Origin of the sequence: Streptomyces sp. MspMP-M5 (assembly GCF_000373585.1) — a bacterium.
Lineage (GTDB): Bacteria > Actinomycetota > Actinomycetes > Streptomycetales > Streptomycetaceae > Streptomyces.
The window spans coordinates 193,558-209,475 of the sequence record NZ_KB891885.1 but is presented as its reverse complement, the minus strand read 5'-3'; the positions used below and the strand labels follow the sequence as shown (position 1 = coordinate 209,475).

The following is a 15,918-nucleotide window of genomic DNA, read 5'->3' as shown; positions in this document are numbered from 1 at the left end:
ATGAGCCCCTCATGGCTCGTGGGTTGGGACACTCTACGAGGCCGTTAGCATGGGAGTCCGCGCTGAGGCAAGAGCATTGGGGAAGGTGTCATGAGTGACAACGTCGAGGGTATGCCCGCCAAATTCGCCATGCTCGGGCTGACATACGACGATGTGCTGCTGCTGCCCGGCGCGTCCGAGGTGCTGCCCAACGCCGTGAACACCGCGTCCCGCGTCTCGCGGAACGTCCGGGTGAACATCCCGCTGCTCTCGGCCGCCATGGACAAGGTCACCGAGGCGCGGATGGCGATCGCCATGGCGCGTCAGGGCGGCGCGGGCGTGCTGCACCGCAATCTGTCGATCGAGGACCAGGCCAACCAGGTCGACCTGGTCAAGCGCTCCGAGTCCGGGATGGTCACCGACCCGATCACGGTCCGGCCGGACGCGCCGCTGACCGAGGCGGACGCGCTGTGCGCGAAGTTCCGGATCAGCGGGGTGCCGGTCACCGACGGCGCGGGCAAGCTGCTGGGCATCGTGACCAACCGCGACATGGCCTTCGAGATGGACCGCAGCCGCCAGGTGCGCGAGGTCATGACGCCGATGCCGCTGGTCACCGGCAAGGTCGGCATCTCCGGCGAGGACGCCATCGAGCTGCTGCGCCGGCACAAGATCGAGAAGCTGCCGCTGGTCGACGACGCGGGTGTGCTCAAGGGCCTGATCACCGTCAAGGACTTCGTCAAGGCGGAGAAGTACCCGAACGCCGCGAAGGACGCCGAGGGCCGGCTGATCGTCGGCGCCGCGGTGGGTGTCGGCGACGCTGCGTACGACCGGGCGCAGGCGCTGGTCGAGGCGGGCGCGGACTTCCTGGTCATCGACAGTGCGCACGGCCACAGCCGCGGCATCCTCGACATGATCGCCAAGGTCAAGTCCAACATCAACGTCGATGTCGTGGGTGGCAACGTCGCCACCCGTGACGGTGCCCAGGCGCTGATCGACGCCGGTGTGGACGGTGTGAAGGTCGGCGTGGGTCCCGGTTCGATCTGCACCACGCGGGTGGTCGCCGGTATCGGCGTCCCGCAGGTCACCGCGATCTACGAGGCCGCGCAGGCGTGCCACGCGGCGGACGTGCCGCTGATCGGCGACGGCGGTCTGCAGTACTCCGGCGACATCGCCAAGGCGATCGCGGCCGGTGCGGACACCGTGATGCTGGGCTCGCTGCTGGCCGGCTGCGAGGAGTCGCCGGGCGAGATGGTCTTCGTCAACGGCAAGCAGTTCAAGTCGTACCGCGGCATGGGTTCGCTGGGTGCGATGCAGTCGCGCGGCCAGGCCCGGTCGTTCTCGAAGGACCGCTACTTCCAGGACAACGTCCTGTCCGAGGACAAGCTGGTGCCGGAGGGCATCGAGGGCCAGGTGCCCTACCGCGGCCCGCTGGCGTCGGTCGCGCACCAGCTCGTCGGTGGTCTGCGCGCCTCCATGGGCTACGTCGGCTCCGCCGACATCCCCGAGCTCAAGGAGAAGGGCCGGTTCGTGCGGATCACCGCGGCGGGCCTGAAGGAGAGCCACCCGCACGACGTCCAGATGGTGACCGAGGCGCCGAACTACGCGCGGAGCTGACGGCCTCCCCGAGGTCTGCTTCGCCGAGTGGCGGCCGGATGCGCCCCCAGTCTTCCCCGTCGGGGATACTGGGGGCGTATCCGTAGGAAGGCAGAACCAGTGACTGAGATCGAGATCGGGCGCGGCAAGCGCGGCCGCCGGGCATACGCGTTCGACGACATCGCCGTGGTACCCAGTCGGCGCACTCGCGACCCGAAGGAGGTCTCGATCGCCTGGCAGATCGACGCCTACCGCTTCGAGCTGCCGTTCCTGGCGGCCCCGATGGACTCGGTGGTCTCGCCGCAGACCGCGATCCGCATCGGTGAGCTGGGCGGCCTCGGGGTGCTGAACCTCGAAGGGCTGTGGACCCGCTACGAGGACCCGGAGCCGCTGCTGGCGGAGATCGCGGAGCTGGACGGTGCCGCCGCCACCAAGCGTCTCCAGGAGATCTACGCCGCGCCGATCAAGGAGGAGCTGATCGGGCAGCGGATCAAGGAGGTGCGGGATGCCGGTGTGGTCACCGCCGCCGCGCTCTCCCCGCAGCGCACCGCGCAGTTCTCCAAGGCGGTCGTGGACGCCGGTGTGGACATCTTCGTGATCCGCGGGACGACGGTGTCGGCGGAGCACGTCTCGTCCGCCGCCGAGCCGCTGAACCTCAAGCAGTTCATCTACGAGCTGGACGTGCCGGTGATCGTCGGCGGCTGTGCCACGTACACCGCGGCGCTGCACCTGATGCGGACGGGCGCGGCGGGTGTGCTCGTCGGGTTCGGTGGCGGTGCCGCGCACACGACGCGGAACGTCCTGGGCATCCAGGTGCCGATGGCGACCGCGGTGGCCGATGTGGCCGCCGCCCGCCGGGACTACATGGACGAGTCCGGCGGCCGGTATGTGCACGTCATCGCGGACGGCGGGGTCGGGTACTCCGGCGATCTGCCGAAGGCGATCGCCTGCGGGGCGGACGCGGTGATGATGGGCTCGCCGCTGGCGCGGGCGACGGACGCGCCGGGCCGCGGCCACCACTGGGGCATGGAGGCGGTCCACGAGGACGTGCCGCGCGGCAAGCGGGTGGACCTCGGGGCGGTCGGCACGACGGAGGAGATCCTGTGCGGTCCGTCGACGACGCCGGACGGGACGATGAACTTCTTCGGGGCGCTGCGGAGGGCGATGGCCACGACGGGGTACTCCGAGTTGAAGGAGTTCCAGCGGGTTGAGGTGACGGTCGCTCCGCGGCGGTGACGCTGCGCTTTGCCTGAGCCCCACGTTGTCGGCTTTCCCGCCGTGCGGGTTGCTCTTTCCGCCTTCGGCGGGTGGGGTGTTGGGGCGGGGCCCCGCTGCCTGGTGGGTGCCGGGTTCGGGGCCTCCGGGGTGGGGGAGCAGGGCAGAGCCCGGTTGCGCTGTGTGCGCGGCCGGGCTTTGGTGTTTTTACAGGCGGTGGGCGGCGCCGGTCGGCGTCGCGCCGCGGGTGTCGAGGAGGAGTTGGGCTTTTACGGCCAGGCCCTGGAGGTCGTAGGTGCGGTGGGGTTGGAGGAGGACGGTCAGGTCGGCGGTGGCGGCGGCCTCGTAGAGGGAGTCGGCGCGGGGGACGGGGCGGCCGTGGATCTCCCAGTGGGGGACGTAGGGGTCGTGGTAGGTGAGGTGGGCGCCCAGGTCGCTGAGGCGGGCGGCGACTTCGGCGGCGGGGGTGCCGGCGAGGTCGGCGAGGTCGGGTTTGTAGGTGATGCCGAGGAGCAGGATGCGGGCGCCGCGGGCGGATTTGCCGTGTTCGTTGAGCAGGGTGGTGCAGCGCTGGATGACGTAGGTCGGCATCCGGCCGTTGATCTCCTGGGCGAGTTCCACCAGGCGGAGCGGGGCGCCGGGTGAACTGCCCTGCGGGGTGCGGTGGTTGGGGTCGATGGGGGCGGCGTGGCCGCCGACGCCGGGGCCGGGGCGGAAGGACTGGAAGCCGAACGGTTTGGTCTCGGCGCAGCGGATGACGTCCCACAGGTCGACGCCGATCTCGTGGCAGTAGACGGCCATCTCGTTCATCAGGGCGATGTTGATGTGCCGGTAGTTGGTTTCCAGGAGGTTGGCGGTCTCGGCCTCGCGGGGGCCGCGGGCGCGGACGACCTTGTCGGTGAGCCGGCTGTAGAAGGCGGCGGCGGCCTCGGTGCAGGCGGGGGTGAGGCCGCCGATGACCTTGGGGGTGTTGCGGTAGCGGTGGGTGCGGTTGCCGGGGTCGTGGCGGGTGGGGGAGCAGGCGAGGTGGAAGTCGCGGCCGGCGGTGAGTCCGGAGCCGGTTTCGAGGAGGGGGCGGAGGAACTTCTCGGTGGTGCCCGGGTAGCCGGCCGATTCGAGGATGACGGTGGTGTGCGGGCGCAGGCGGGCGGCGAGGGTGCGGGCGGCCTCGGCGAGGGCGGACAGGTCCAGGGTGCGGTCGGCGCCGAGCGGGGTGGGGCTGCACAGGACGGCCGTACGGACCCGGCCCAGGTCGGCGGGGTCGGCGGTGGTGCGGAAGCCGGCGGCGAGCAGCCGGCGGACCTCGGTGGCGGACAGCGGGCCGCCGCTGCCGGGGAGCGCGGCCACCTGGGGATCGGGGTCGTAGCCGAGGGTGGTGAGGCCGGCGGCGGTGGCGGCCTGGGCGAGGGGGAGACCCAGGTGACCGAGTCCGATGACGGCGAGATCTGCGGACATGCTGCGGCCGTCCTTCCCGAGCGAGTGTGTGGGCCCTGCGCGTGTCCTCGTGGCGGCCGGGCGCCGTGCGGGGGAGCCGACCACCGAAAGGGCTTAAATAGACTAAGCGGATATTTGACCCAGAATGGGTATTGGTGGATCGAGGTGGCCGGGTGTTGCCGCCGCGGGCGGACGGTGGTTGCCGGCCGCGGCCGCGGACAGAATCGACGGACGGGGGGTCCGGTTCCGAATCACAGCGGGAGGCAGTGGTGAAGACAGCGACACTCGGACCGGCGCAGCGCGCCAAGGCGCTCACCCAGATGGCGGAGCGGGAACTGGACGTGCTGGTGGTCGGCGGCGGCGTGGTCGGTGCCGGTACGGCGCTGGACGCCGCGACCCGCGGGCTGGACACCGGGCTGGTGGAGGCCCGTGACTGGGCGTCGGGCACGTCCAGCCGGTCGAGCAAGCTCATCCACGGCGGACTGCGGTATCTGGAGATGCTGGACTTCGCGCTGGTGCGGGAGGCGTTGAAGGAGCGCGGGCTGCTGCTCCAGCGGCTGGCGCCCCATCTGGTCAAGCCGGTGCCGTTCCTCTATCCGTTGCAGCACAAGGGCTGGGAGCGCTGGTACGCGGGCTCCGGTGTGGCGCTCTACGACGGGATGTCGGTCTCCTCGGGGCACGGCCGGGGGCTGCCCGTCCACCGGCACCTCTCGCACCGGCGGGCGCTGCGGGTGGCGCCCTGTCTGCGGAAGGACGCGCTGGTCGGCGCGTTGCAGTACTACGACGCGCAGATGGACGACGCGCGGTACGTCATGACCCTGGTGCGCACCGCCGCCGCGTACGGCGCGCAGGTCGCCAACCGGGCGCGGGTGGTGGGTTTCCTGCGCGAGGGCGAGCGGGTGGTCGGCGCGCGGGTGCAGGACGTCGAGGGCGGCGTGGAGCACGAGATCCGGGCCCGGCAGATCGTCAACGCGACGGGGGTGTGGACGGACGACACCCAGGCGCTGATCGGGGAGCGCGGCCAGTTCCACGTCCGGGCGTCGAAGGGGATTCACCTGGTCGTCCCCAAGGACCGAATTCATTCGACGACCGGGCTGATCCTGCGGACCGAGAAGAGCGTGCTGTTCGTCATCCCGTGGGGGCGGCACTGGATCATCGGGACGACGGATACGGACTGGGATCTGGACAAGGCGCATCCGGCGGCCTCCAGTGCCGATATCGACTATCTGCTGGAGCATGTGAATTCCGTCCTTGCCACGCCGCTCACCAGGGACGACGTGGAGGGTGTCTATGCCGGGCTGCGGCCGCTGCTGGCCGGGGAGTCGGACGCCACCAGCAAGCTGTCGCGGGAGCACACGGTGGCCCACCCGGTGCCGGGGCTGGTGGTCGTCGCGGGCGGCAAGTACACGACGTACCGGGTGATGGCCAAGGACGCGGTGGACGAGGCGGTGCACGCGCTGGACGCCCGGGTCGCCGAGTGCGTCACCGAGGACGTGCCGCTGGCGGGCGCCGAGGGCTACCGGGCGCTGTGGAACGCGCGGGCCCGGATCGCAGCCCGGACCGGGCTGCACGTGGCCCGGACGGAGCATCTGCTGAACCGTTACGGCGCGTTGACCGAGGAGCTGCTGGAACTGGTGGTGGCCGACCCCTCGCTGGGCCGGCCGCTCGCCGCCGCCGACGACTACCTGCGCGCCGAGATCGTCTACGCCTGTACGCACGAGGGCGCCCGGCACCTCGACGACGTGCTGACCCGGCGCACCCGGATCTCCATCGAGACCTTCGACCGCGGCACCCGCAGCGCCCGGGAGGCGGCCGAGCTGATGGCGCCGGCGCTGGGCTGGGACAGTGCGCAGATCGAGAAGGAGATCGCGCACTACGAGAAGCGGGTGGAGGCCGAGCGCGAGTCGCAGCGCCAGCCGGACGACCTGACGGCGGACGCGGCCCGGCTGGGCGCGCCGGACATCGTGCCGCTGACGTAGCGGCAGCTGCCCCCGCGTCCGCCCGCGTCAGGCGCGCCGGTTGCGGTGGGGTGGGCAGAACTCGGCGGCCAGGACGGCGGTGCCGCCGGTCCGGCCGGCCGGGGCGTCGGTGTTGACCCGGAAGCTGACCAGGTGCCGGCCGTCGGCGGTGCCGGCGGTCTGCGCGTACGAGCCGTTGATGTCGCCGTTGTGGCCCCAGACCGTCACGCCGCAGGGCAGCCGGGTGGCGTAGAGGCCCAGGCCGTAGGCGCCGTGGGTGGCCTGTTCGCCGCGCAGTTCGGCCATCTGGCGGGGCGCCAGGAGCCGGCCGCCGAGCAGCGCGGCGAAGAACCGGTTGAGGTCGCCGAGGGTGGTGATCATCTCGCCGGCGGCGCCGGCCCGGCTGGGGTCGAGGGTGGTGCTGTCCACCTCGCGGCCGTCGATCCGGGAGTAGCCGCGGCCGTGCGGCGCGGGCAGCGCCGGGCTGTCGCCGGGGAACGAGGTGCCGCGCAGGTCGAACGGGGCCAGGATGCGGCGGCGCAGCTCGTCGGCGTACGGGTGCCCGGTGACGCCCTGGATGACCAGGCCGAGCACCAGGTAGTTGGTGTTGGAGTAGGAGTAGCGGGCGCCGGGGGCGGCGGTCGGCGGGTGGCCGAGCGCGATCCGCAGCAGTTCGGCCGGGGTGTGGTGGTCGTAGCGGTGGGCCGGGAAGCCCCTGCCGTAGAGCTGTTCGGCGAGGCGGGGGTCGTCGGTGTAGTTGAACAGGCCGCTCGTGTGGTCGAGCAGTTGGCGGACCGTCACCCGGTGCAGGTCGCTCGCGCCGTGCGCGCCGGTGAGCGGCACTCCGGGCGGGAGGTGGCCGGCGGCGCGGTCGTCGAGCGAGAGCCGGCCCTCGCCGACGAGTTGCAGCACGACCGTGGCGACGAGGGTCTTGGTGAGGCTGCCCGCCCGGAAGTGGTCCAGGGGGCCGATCTTCCGGCCGCTGCGCAGATCGGCGACGCCGGCCGCGGCGAACCGCGAGGAGGCCGGCCGGCCGTAGCGGGTGACGAGCGAGGCCGCGCCGGGCGCGCCGTCGGCCACCAGGCGGTGCAGCGCGGCCGTCTCGGCGGTCCGGGGCCGGGCGGGCGCCGCCGGCGCGACGGAGGCGGGCGGGGTGCTCGTACACGCCGTCAGGGACAGGGCGGCCAGCACGGCCGGGAGCAGGCGGACGGTCGGGCGCGGTCGGCGCGGTGCGACCGGGCGGGGTGGGCGCAGCGGCAAAAAGAACTCCCGTCGTCGGGGACATCATGACGGGTGCGCGGCACCCTCCGGCACCCACCCGGCCTTCCGCACGGCCGTGGATGAGGGAGAATGAAGGCCCTGCCAGGGTGGGTTGTCCGAGTTGGGTCAGTTTGGCGGTCGATGGAGCATCGGGACTGCCAACTCGGCTGGAATGCAGAGGGGATTCCGTGGGCGACGAGGTCGAGATGGACGGCAAGGAGGGCAGGCTGCTCGCCGGCCGGTACCGGCTCGCCGGTGTTCTCGGCCGGGGCGGGATGGGCACCGTCTGGCGGGCCGACGACGAGGTCCTGGGCCGCACGGTCGCGGTCAAGGAACTCCGCTTCCCCGGCGGCATCGAGGAGGACGAGAAGCGGCGTCTGATCACCCGCACCCTGCGCGAGGCCAAGGCGATCGCCCGGATCCGCAGCAACGGCGCGGTGACGGTCTACGACGTGGTCGACGAGGACGACCGGCCGTGGATCGTGATGGAGCTGGTGGAGGGCCGCTCGCTGGCCGAGGTCATCCGTGACGACGGCCCGCTCACCCCGCGCCGCGCCGCCGAGGTCGGCCTCGCGGTCCTCGACGTCCTGCGCGCCGCCCACGGCCAGGGCATCCTGCACCGCGACGTGAAGCCGTCCAACGTCCTGATCTCCGACGACGGCCGGGTCGTGCTCACCGACTTCGGCATCGCGCAGGTCGAGGGCGACCCGTCGGTGACGTCCACCGGCATGCTCGTCGGCGCGCCCTCGTACATCTCGCCGGAGCGGGCCCGCGGCCAGAAGCCGGGCCCGCCGGCCGACCTGTGGTCGCTCGGCGGCCTGCTGTACGCCTGCGTCGAGGGCGTCCCCCCGTACGACAAGGGCTCGGCGATCGCCACCCTCACCGCCGTGATGACCGAGCCGGTCGAGCCGCCCAAGAGCGCCGGGCCGCTGGAGGACGTCATCTACGGCTTGCTGGTGAAGGACCCGGCGGGCCGGCTGGACGAGGCCGGGGCACGGGCCCTGCTGCTGGCGGTCATCCACGCCCCGGAGACCGAGCCGGAGCCCCCGATGGACGCGACGCGGGCGATGACGCTGCCCACCGTGCCGGCAAAGCGGCCGGACCGGTCGGAGCGGCCGGAGCGGGCCGACGGCAAGTCCGGCAGGCCCGCCAAGTCCGCCAAGTCCACCGGTGTTGCTGCCGGGTCGCGGCTGCCGAAGAAGCCGAAGGCGAAGCCGGTGACCGGGGCGGCGGCGGCCGGTGGCGGCGCCGGGACGTCCCAGGGTGCGGTGAACACCGCGCGCACGGACGGCGGTTCGGGCCGTTCGGCGAAGCCGGCGCCGGCGCGGGAGTCCGGCAAGGACAGTGCGGTGACGCGGCCCGCCGAGGCCGGTGCCGACACCCCGGCCCGCGCCGGTTTCGACGCGGACGCCGCCAAGGAGCGGGTGCGCGCGGCCCTGACGTCCGTGCGGAACGCCGCCGCGGCGGTCCGGTCCGACCCCAGACCCGGTGACGGCGACGGCCGTCCCGCCCCGCCGCGCGCCTCGGTGACCGACGTCGTCCCGCGCCGGACGCTGATCATCGCGGCGGCCGTGGTGGTCGTCGTCCTCGGGACGCTGCTGGCGCTGGCGTTCAGCAGCGGCGACGGCGCCGACTCCGCGGCCAGCGGCGGCAAGAGCGCCAAGGGCACGGCCGCGAGCCGGGACGCGACGGAGGCGGCCGGCGCGAGCGGTTCCGCCGCCACGGACGGCGCGGGCACCCCGGGCGGCGGGAAGTCCGGCGGCGCCAAGGACGGCGGTACCGGCGGCAACGGCAAGGACGGCAATGGCGGCAACGGCGGGAAGAAGGACGGGGCGGCGATCCCGGACGGCTTCGCGCAGGTCACCAACGGCGCCTTCCACTTCACCATGGTGATGCCCAAGGGGTTCAAGCAGACCGATACGGCCGGCGAGAACTCCGGCGCCATATACAGCGCCTCCGGCGGCTTCCCGCGCATACAGGTCGACTACAACGACTCGCCCGGCAAGGACGCCGCGGCCGCCTGGCGCAGCCTGGAGCCCAGCGTGGCCGGCTCCAGCGACGCCTACCACCTCCTGGGCATCAAGGCCGTCGGCTGGCGCGGCTTCCCGACCGTCGCGGACTGGGCGTTCACCCGCCACCAGGGCGGCGAGGACGTACGGGTGCTCAACCGCGGCTTCCGGGCCGACGACCACCACGGCTACGCCATCATGATCACGTGCAAGGCGGACGCCTGGGACGACGACGCGTGCCGGCAGCTGCGGGACACCGCCTTCCGCACCTTCGCGATCAAGGACTGACCCGGCGGACGGACCCGGCGCGGGGCGCGGTCCGACGGGCTCAACTGTCGGTGCCGCCACGTATCGTGAGAAGTCCGGAGTCGTAAGCATCCGCCCCGGCGGACGCGGCGCCCGCTGAGGGGAGGCGCATCGTGGACGAGCACGCGAGGGGGGCGTCCCCGCGGCCGTTCGGGCCCGGGGGCGGAGTGCTCGCCGACCGCTACCGCCTGGCGGCGCGGCCGCCCGCCGGCCCCGGCCCGTTCACCGGCCTCCCGGCCTTCGACACCTACAGCGGGCAGGACGTGCTGATCCGTCAGGTGCCGCTGCCGGAGGTGGTGGAGGCCGAGGTGCTGGAGGCCGAGGCGTTGGCGCCGGACGGTCATCCGGCGGACGGGCGTGCGCAGGATGGTTTCGGCGGCGGCCCGGCGGTGGCCCACGGCCGGGGCGTCGACGGGCATGCCGAGCGCGCTCCCGCGGACCCGGTCGCCCGGCGCGCCGTCCAGGCCGCCACGGCCGCCGCCCAACTGCCCGATCACGCCCTGCTGGAGCAGGTCTTCGACGTCTTCGCGCAGGACGGCAGCCTGTGGATCGTCGGGGAGCTGCTGTCCGCCCGCCCGCTGGCCGAGCTGCTCACCGGACGGACGCTGAGCCCGCACCGCGCCGCGGAGATCGCCGCCGACCTGCTCACCGCCCTGCGCGCCCTGCACGCCCACGGCTGGCTGCACCGCAACATCACCGCCCGCACGGTCCTGGTCTGCGAGGACGGCCGGGCGGTCCTGACGGGCCTGGCGGCGGGCGCGGCGCAGGAGGCGCTGTGCGGGTACGACCCGATGCCGAGGGAGCCGGCCGCGGCGTCGGTGCCGGCGTCGGTGTCGCTGGCCAAGGGAGCGGCCGCAAGCGGCGGGGAGGCGGTGGCCACGGCGTCCGGCGCGGTGCTCACCGGGCTCGCCGCCGAACGGGCCCGGCAGGCGCGGCTGGAGCTCGTCGGCGCGGTCGCCGAGCGCTGGGCGCCGGAGCAGGCCGGGCCGGTGAACGGGAGCGACGAAGCCGTGGGATCGGCGGGCCCGGTGGGGCCGGTGGGGCCGGCTGCGGATCTGTGGGCGGTGGGCGTGCTGCTGTTCCGCGCGGTGCAGGGGTATCCCCCGTATCCCGAGGAGAGCGCCGCCGAGCTGGTGCGGCTGGTGCGGGCGCAGCGGCCCGCCGAGGCCGTGGACGCCGGGGTGCTGCGGCCGCTCGTCGCGGCACTGCTGTGCCAGGACCCGGCCGAGCGGCCGACGGCCGAGGAACTGCTCGGCCGGCTGCGGACGTTGGTGCGCACGGCGCCCGAGCCGGATCTGGGCCGCCGGATGGTGGCGCTGCCCGCGCCGGCGGGGCCCGCCGATCCGCGGCGGCTGCCGATCGTCCGGCGGCGGGGCGAGCTGGTGCGTCAGCGGCGGCCCAGGCGGGCCGGGGCGGGCTGGGCGGCTCCCGCGCGCCCGCCCCGCTCCGTCGAGCCGCCCGCCGCGTCCCGGCGGTCCAAGATGCCGCGCCCCGTGGGCCGTTCGCCGGGTGCGTTGGCGGAGCCGTCGAGCCATGAGCTGCTGGGCCAGGTCGGGGTCGGCCCGGTGCCGCAGCGGTCGCGGGCGGGGCGGGGCCCGCGCAGCCTGGGCCTGGTGCTGCTCACCGTCATCCTGCTGCTGATGGTCGCCGGGATCGCCTACGCCATGGTGTTCCTGCCGAAGTCCGGGCCGGGCGGCGCATCCGGCACGGACCGCCCCGGCACCGCGGCGCCCGGCGCCGGCCCGGCCCCCACGCCCGGCCACGTCGGCGACGGGAAGAGCAACGGCACGGGCGGGGACGCCGACCGCCCACCGGGCACCACCGCCCCGCAGACCACCGCCCCCGGGACCGCCGCCCCCGGCTACGCCCTGCGCACCGACCCCCTCGGTTTCCGGATCGCGGTGCACGACGGCTGGCAGCGCGCCGCCGGCAGCCCGCAGGGCGAGGCGCGCTACACCGGCGGCGGCTCCACCCTGCTGGTGGTGCCCGGCCGCGACACCACCGCGGCGTTCGGCACCGACCCGATGGCGTACCAGCAGGCCAGGGAGCCGGAGTTGGCGGCGTTCCGGGACGCGGGCTGGTCGTCGGCCTCCGGGCTGCGGCGGATCGACGTCGGCCCGACGGCGATGGCCGAGGGCGCCTTCGCCTGGACGGACGGCGCCGGCCACCGGCTCTACGCCCGCAACCTCGCGATGATCCAGAACGGCCGCTACCACCTCGTCCTGGTCATCGGCCCGGACACCGCCCGCACCGAGGTGGACGCCCTCTACGCCCAGGCAAGCAGCTCCTACCAGCCCGGCTGACCGCCCTTGACGGCGCCGACGAACGCCGCCCAGGCCGCCGCGTCGAAAACCAGCGCGGGGCCGTGGGGGTCCTTGCTGTCACGGACGGGGACGAGAGCGGGGATGTTGTCGGCGATCTCGACGCAGTCACCGCCATTCGTGTTGCTGTAGCTGGACTTACGCCAGGCGGCGGTGGCGAGGAGATCGTCGGAGACCTCGATGCACTCGCCGCCACTCGTGTTGCTGTAGCTGCTCTTGCGCCACGTCACGTTGGTCAGGTCGATGGCTCGCACGGCTCTTCCTCCAACATCCGGGTGATGAACTTCCGCGACTCAGGCGGGGACAGGGCCAGGTCGCGCATCGCATCGTATCGGCGCTGCAAATGCTCAACCCGGCAGTTTTCCTCGATCAGTTCACCGCGATCGTCGTTCTCGGTGTACGCCACCGTACGACCATCCAGCAGCCGCAGGAACATCATGGTGGTGCTCATCAGGCCATGAAGGCCGGCGCTGAACGGCAGAACGTGGAGGGTGATGTTCGGGCGCTCCGCCGCCTCCGCCAGGTACTCCAGCTGTTCTCGCCACTTCTCGGGAGCACGCAGCCGCGTGCGCAGCACCGCCTCGGAGAGGATGACGCGAAATGGCGGAGCGTCGTCCCCTTCCAGCAGCTTCTGCCGCCCGATGCGCGCCTCGACCTGCTGGTTCAGCTCTTCGCCCTTGAGGCCACCCGCCGCAAGTGCTTCGCGCGCGTACCCAGCCGTCTGGAGCAGGCCCGGCGGCGCACTCACCGCGTAGTGCCACAGGCTCATCGCCCCGGCCTCCAGCTCCATGTACCGCCGGTACTGCTCCAGGAACTGCGACGGATCGGCTACCGCCATCTCCCACATAGCCAGCAGCAACCCCGGCGTCCCGTAGTACGTGTCCAGCGCCTGTGCCACTTCCGGGCCGCCCAGCGTCTGGCCGTTCTCCATCTTGCCGAAGAGGGACGGGTCCCAGCCCACCGCCTTCGCGAGGTCCCGCAGGCTCACTCCCCGCGCCGTCCGCAGTAACCGGAGTTCCTCCGCGAACCGCTTGCGCGGCTCCTGGCTCCGTCCGGTGATCACCCTTCTCGGCGGCATGGCGTGCTCCGTTCCCTGCTGCGGGTTCGTTCCGGTGACTCCCGGTGCACGCACCGTAGTTCAGGGGCCGGGGCGAGGCCGGGGGAACGGACAAATCCCACCCGGTCGGGTTCGGGGGCTACCCCGTCACCGAAATCTGATGCACCATCAGAAACATTGAGCCTGGGAGGGGGCGACGGCGGTGGACCTCACCTGCACCGAAGAAGAGGAAGCCTTCCGGGACCGGCTGCGGGGCTGGCTCGCCGAGGTGCTGCCGAAGCTGCCGCCGAAGCCCGCCGCCACCGACTGGCCCGGCCGGCGGGCCTACGACGCGGCCTGGCAGCGGATGCTGTACGACGCCGGGTACGCGGGCCTGCACTGGCCGGTCGACGCCGGCGGCCGGGGTGCCACTCCCACCCAGCACCTGATCTTCCTGGAGGAGACCGAGAAGGCCGGCGCCCCGTACGTCGGCGCCAACTTCGTCGGGCTGCTGCACGCCGGCCCCACCGTCGCCGCCGAGGGCACGCCCGCGCAGCGCGCCCGCTGGCTGCCGCCGATCCTGCGCGGCGACGAGATCTGGTGCCAGGGCTTCAGCGAACCGGACGCCGGTTCCGACCTGGCCGCGCTGCGCACCCGGGCGGTCCGGGACGGCGACGACTACGTCGTGACCGGCAGCAAGATCTGGACGTCGCACGCCGAGGTCGCCGACTGGTGCGAACTGCTCGTCCGCACCGATCCCGAGGCGCCCCGGCACCGCGGCATCAGCTGGCTGGCGATGCCGATGGACGCGCCGGGGGTGACCGTGCGGCCGCTGCGGACGCTGGCCGGCTCCACGGAGTTCGCCGAGGTGTTCCTCGACGAGGTCCGGATACCGGTCGGCAACCGCGTCGGCGCCGAGCACGACGGCTGGCGGGTGACGATGGTGACGCTCTCCTTCGAGCGCGGCACCGCCTTCGTGGGCGAGGTGGTGGCCTGCCGCCGGGTGCTCGCGGAACTCGCCCGCACCGCCCGCGCCAACGGCCGCTGGGGCGACGCCGTGCTCCGCCGCCGCCTGGGCCGGCTGAACGCCGAGTTCGCCGCGCTGTGGCGGCTGACCCAGTGGAACGTCAGCGCGGCGCAGAGATCCGGCGGTGTGCCCGGTACCGGCGGTTCGGTCTTCAAGCTGCGCTACTCGCACGCCCGCCAGGAGCTCTACGACGCGGCGGCCGAGGTGCTCGGCGGGCAGGCGCTGGACGCCGCGCACCCCTGGGTCGCCGACCGGCTCTCCGCGCTCGCCTACACCATCGCCGCGGGCACCTCGCAGATCCAGCGGAACATCGTCGCCGAGCGCATCCTCGGCCTGCCGAAGGGGCGGTGAGCGGGCCGGTGGACTTCCAACTCACCGACGACCAGCGGGCGTTGCGGGACGGGACGCGGGAGCTGCTGGCGGGGCGCTTCGGCCGGGACCGGCTGCGGGCGGCGGTCGACGCCCCGGCGCCGGACCGCGGGCTGTGGCGGGAACTGGCCGACGCCGGGTTCTTCGCGCTGCGGCTCCCGGAGGCGGACGGCGGGGTCGGGCTGGGACTGCCGGAGGCGGTGCTGGTCTTCGAGGAGGCGGGCCGGGCGCTGCTGCCGGGGCCGCTGGTGGCCGGGCAGCTGCTGGCCGGGGCGGTGGACGGGGTGGCGACCGGCGAGCGGATCGTGGCCCTGTGTGACGGCGGGGCCGACTCGGTGCTGTGGGAACACCCGGACCACTGCGACGTGTTGATCCTCGTCGAGGGTGGTGCGCCGGAGCGTGCCGGCGCGGTGTACCGGAGCGCGCCCGCCGAGGTGGCCCGCGCGCCCTTCGCGTCCGTCGACCCGCTCACCCCGCTCGCCCGCGTGACCGGCCACCCGCGCACCACCCCGCTGCCCGGCCTGGACGCGTCCCGGCTGCGCCGCGAGGCGGCCCTGCTGACCGCCGCCGAGCAGCTGGGCAGCGCCGGCCGGACGGTCGAGACGGCGGTGGCGTACGCCCGGCAGCGCACCCAGTTCGGCGCGCCCATCGGCTCGTTCCAGGCGGTCAAGCACCTGTGTGCCGGGATGCTGGTGCGCGCCGAGCTGGCCCGCGCCGCGGTCTACGCGGCGGCGGTGACCGGGGACGCCCTCGACATCGCGGGCGCCAAGCTGCTGGCGGACGAGGCCGCGGTGGGCAATGCCCGGGACTGCCTCCAGGTGCACGGCGGGATGGGCTTCACCTGGGAGGCCGAGGTCCATCTGCACCTCAAACGGGCCTGGTTGCGGGCCGAGCGCTGGGGCGACGCTCGGGAGGCGGAGGAGCGCCTGGCGCGGGCGCTGGCGGGGTGAGGGCGTGCGCCGGCGTCCGCGGAGGTGTGCCGGGCGCAGGGGTCGCGCCGTCGATGTCAGACTTCGCCAACCGGTGTGCGAAATGTCGGATCCCTCACGCACAAGCGATCACGGAGGGTCGATATCGGGTTGTGTCCTAGGCGTGACTCGTCACAGGCGGGAGTCGGTGCCGTGCTCGGGTACGCTCCGTGGGGTGCGAGTGGTTCTGTGTCGCAAATGTCACGGTGCCGTCGGAAGGACGGCTCCGGGGCATCGGGTGCGCGCCGCTCGCCTCGGGCGAGGCCCCGACGACCCCCCATGTTCGACTCTCCGCGCTGTGCGTCGCACAGTATGCCGCACGCATACTCCCTTGCGCTGGAATATGCCCGAAGCGGTTGTTGCGGTGACTGAACGTCAACCATGCTGTGCTTCGCCGGAGTCACGCACCGTGACTCCGTGGAGGCGCGAGGCGATGTTTCCGC

11 protein-coding genes are annotated in these 15,918 nt (G+C 73.4%); 7 read left to right on the top strand and 4 right to left on the bottom strand.

Annotated features, from left to right (window positions below; translation table 11 throughout):
• Positions 1 to 90 precede the first annotated feature (90 nt).
• Positions 91 to 1,593, top strand: coding sequence for an IMP dehydrogenase (gene guaB, locus B073_RS0113905; protein ID WP_018538708.1), 1,503 nt, complete (start codon positions 91 to 93; stop codon positions 1,591 to 1,593).
• Positions 1,594 to 1,692: 99 nt separating this feature from the next.
• Positions 1,693 to 2,808 carry a GuaB3 family IMP dehydrogenase-related protein gene (locus B073_RS0113900; RefSeq protein WP_018538707.1) on the top strand — a complete coding sequence of 372 codons (1,116 nt, stop codon included), beginning with the start codon at positions 1,693 to 1,695 and terminating at the stop codon, positions 2,806 to 2,808.
• A gap of 186 nt (positions 2,809 to 2,994) precedes the next feature.
• On the opposite strand, the gene B073_RS0113895 is transcribed toward B073_RS0113900, so the two are convergent.
• Positions 2,995 to 4,242 (bottom strand): nucleotide sugar dehydrogenase, encoded by a 1,248-nt coding sequence (locus tag B073_RS0113895; RefSeq protein ID WP_018538706.1) that lies wholly within the window; start codon positions 4,240 to 4,242, stop codon positions 2,995 to 2,997.
• A gap of 248 nt (positions 4,243 to 4,490) precedes the next feature.
• Between B073_RS0113895 and B073_RS0113890 the strand changes: the two genes are divergently transcribed.
• Positions 4,491 to 6,200, top strand: a complete 1,710-nt coding sequence (locus B073_RS0113890; protein ID WP_018538705.1) for a glycerol-3-phosphate dehydrogenase/oxidase — start codon at positions 4,491 to 4,493, stop codon at positions 6,198 to 6,200.
• Positions 6,201 to 6,227: 27 nt separating this feature from the next.
• On the opposite strand, the gene B073_RS0113885 is transcribed toward B073_RS0113890, so the two are convergent.
• Positions 6,228 to 7,439: a serine hydrolase domain-containing protein gene (locus B073_RS0113885; protein WP_018538704.1), complete on the bottom strand. Its 1,212-nt coding sequence runs from the start codon at positions 7,437 to 7,439 to the stop codon at positions 6,228 to 6,230.
• A 188-nt stretch (positions 7,440 to 7,627) separates the two neighbouring features.
• Here B073_RS0113885 and B073_RS0113880 point away from each other — a divergent pair, with 188 nt between their 5' ends.
• Together B073_RS0113880 and B073_RS0113875 are read left to right on the top strand one after the other, a co-directional pair.
• The gene (locus tag B073_RS0113880) at positions 7,628 to 9,736 is read left to right on the top strand and encodes a serine/threonine-protein kinase (protein ID WP_018538703.1); all 2,109 of its coding nucleotides are present in this window, start codon (positions 7,628 to 7,630) and stop codon (positions 9,734 to 9,736) included.
• 131 nt (positions 9,737 to 9,867) lie between these two features.
• Complete coding sequence (locus B073_RS0113875; RefSeq protein WP_018538702.1) at positions 9,868 to 12,057, top strand: protein kinase; 2,190 nt, start codon at positions 9,868 to 9,870, stop codon at positions 12,055 to 12,057.
• Here the strand turns inward: B073_RS0113875 and B073_RS0113870 are convergent.
• A complete protein-coding gene (locus B073_RS0113870) occupies positions 12,042 to 12,329 on the bottom strand; it encodes a DUF397 domain-containing protein (RefSeq protein WP_018538701.1) in 288 nt (95 codons plus the stop codon). The two genes, B073_RS0113875 and B073_RS0113870, sit on opposite strands and share 16 nt — an antisense overlap.
• A complete protein-coding gene (locus tag B073_RS0113865) occupies positions 12,311 to 13,153 on the bottom strand; it encodes a helix-turn-helix domain-containing protein (protein ID WP_018538700.1) in 843 nt (280 codons plus the stop codon). Before B073_RS0113865 ends, B073_RS0113870 begins: the two co-directional genes overlap by 19 nt.
• Before the next feature lie 181 nt (positions 13,154 to 13,334).
• On the opposite strand from B073_RS0113865, the gene B073_RS0113860 reads away from it, so the two are divergent.
• Entirely contained in the window at positions 13,335 to 14,489 is a 1,155-nt protein-coding gene (locus B073_RS0113860; RefSeq protein ID WP_018538699.1) for an acyl-CoA dehydrogenase, read from the top strand.
• Between the two features lie 8 nt (positions 14,490 to 14,497).
• A complete protein-coding gene (locus tag B073_RS0113855; protein WP_018538698.1) occupies positions 14,498 to 15,457 on the top strand; it encodes an acyl-CoA dehydrogenase family protein in 960 nt (319 codons plus the stop codon).
• Positions 15,458 to 15,918 lie beyond the last annotated feature (461 nt).

What these genes read in the sequence shown, in the direction of transcription:
- B073_RS0113895 (WP_018538706.1), bottom strand. Translation starts at nt 4,242, where the DNA reads ATGTCCGCAGATCTCGCCGTCATCGGACTCGGTCACCTGGGTCTCCCC.
- B073_RS0113865 (WP_018538700.1), bottom strand. Translation starts at nt 13,153, where the DNA reads ATGCCGCCGAGAAGGGTGATCACCGGACGGAGCCAGGAGCCGCGCAAG.
- guaB (WP_018538708.1), top strand. Translation starts at nt 91, where the DNA reads ATGAGTGACAACGTCGAGGGTATGCCCGCCAAATTCGCCATGCTCGGG.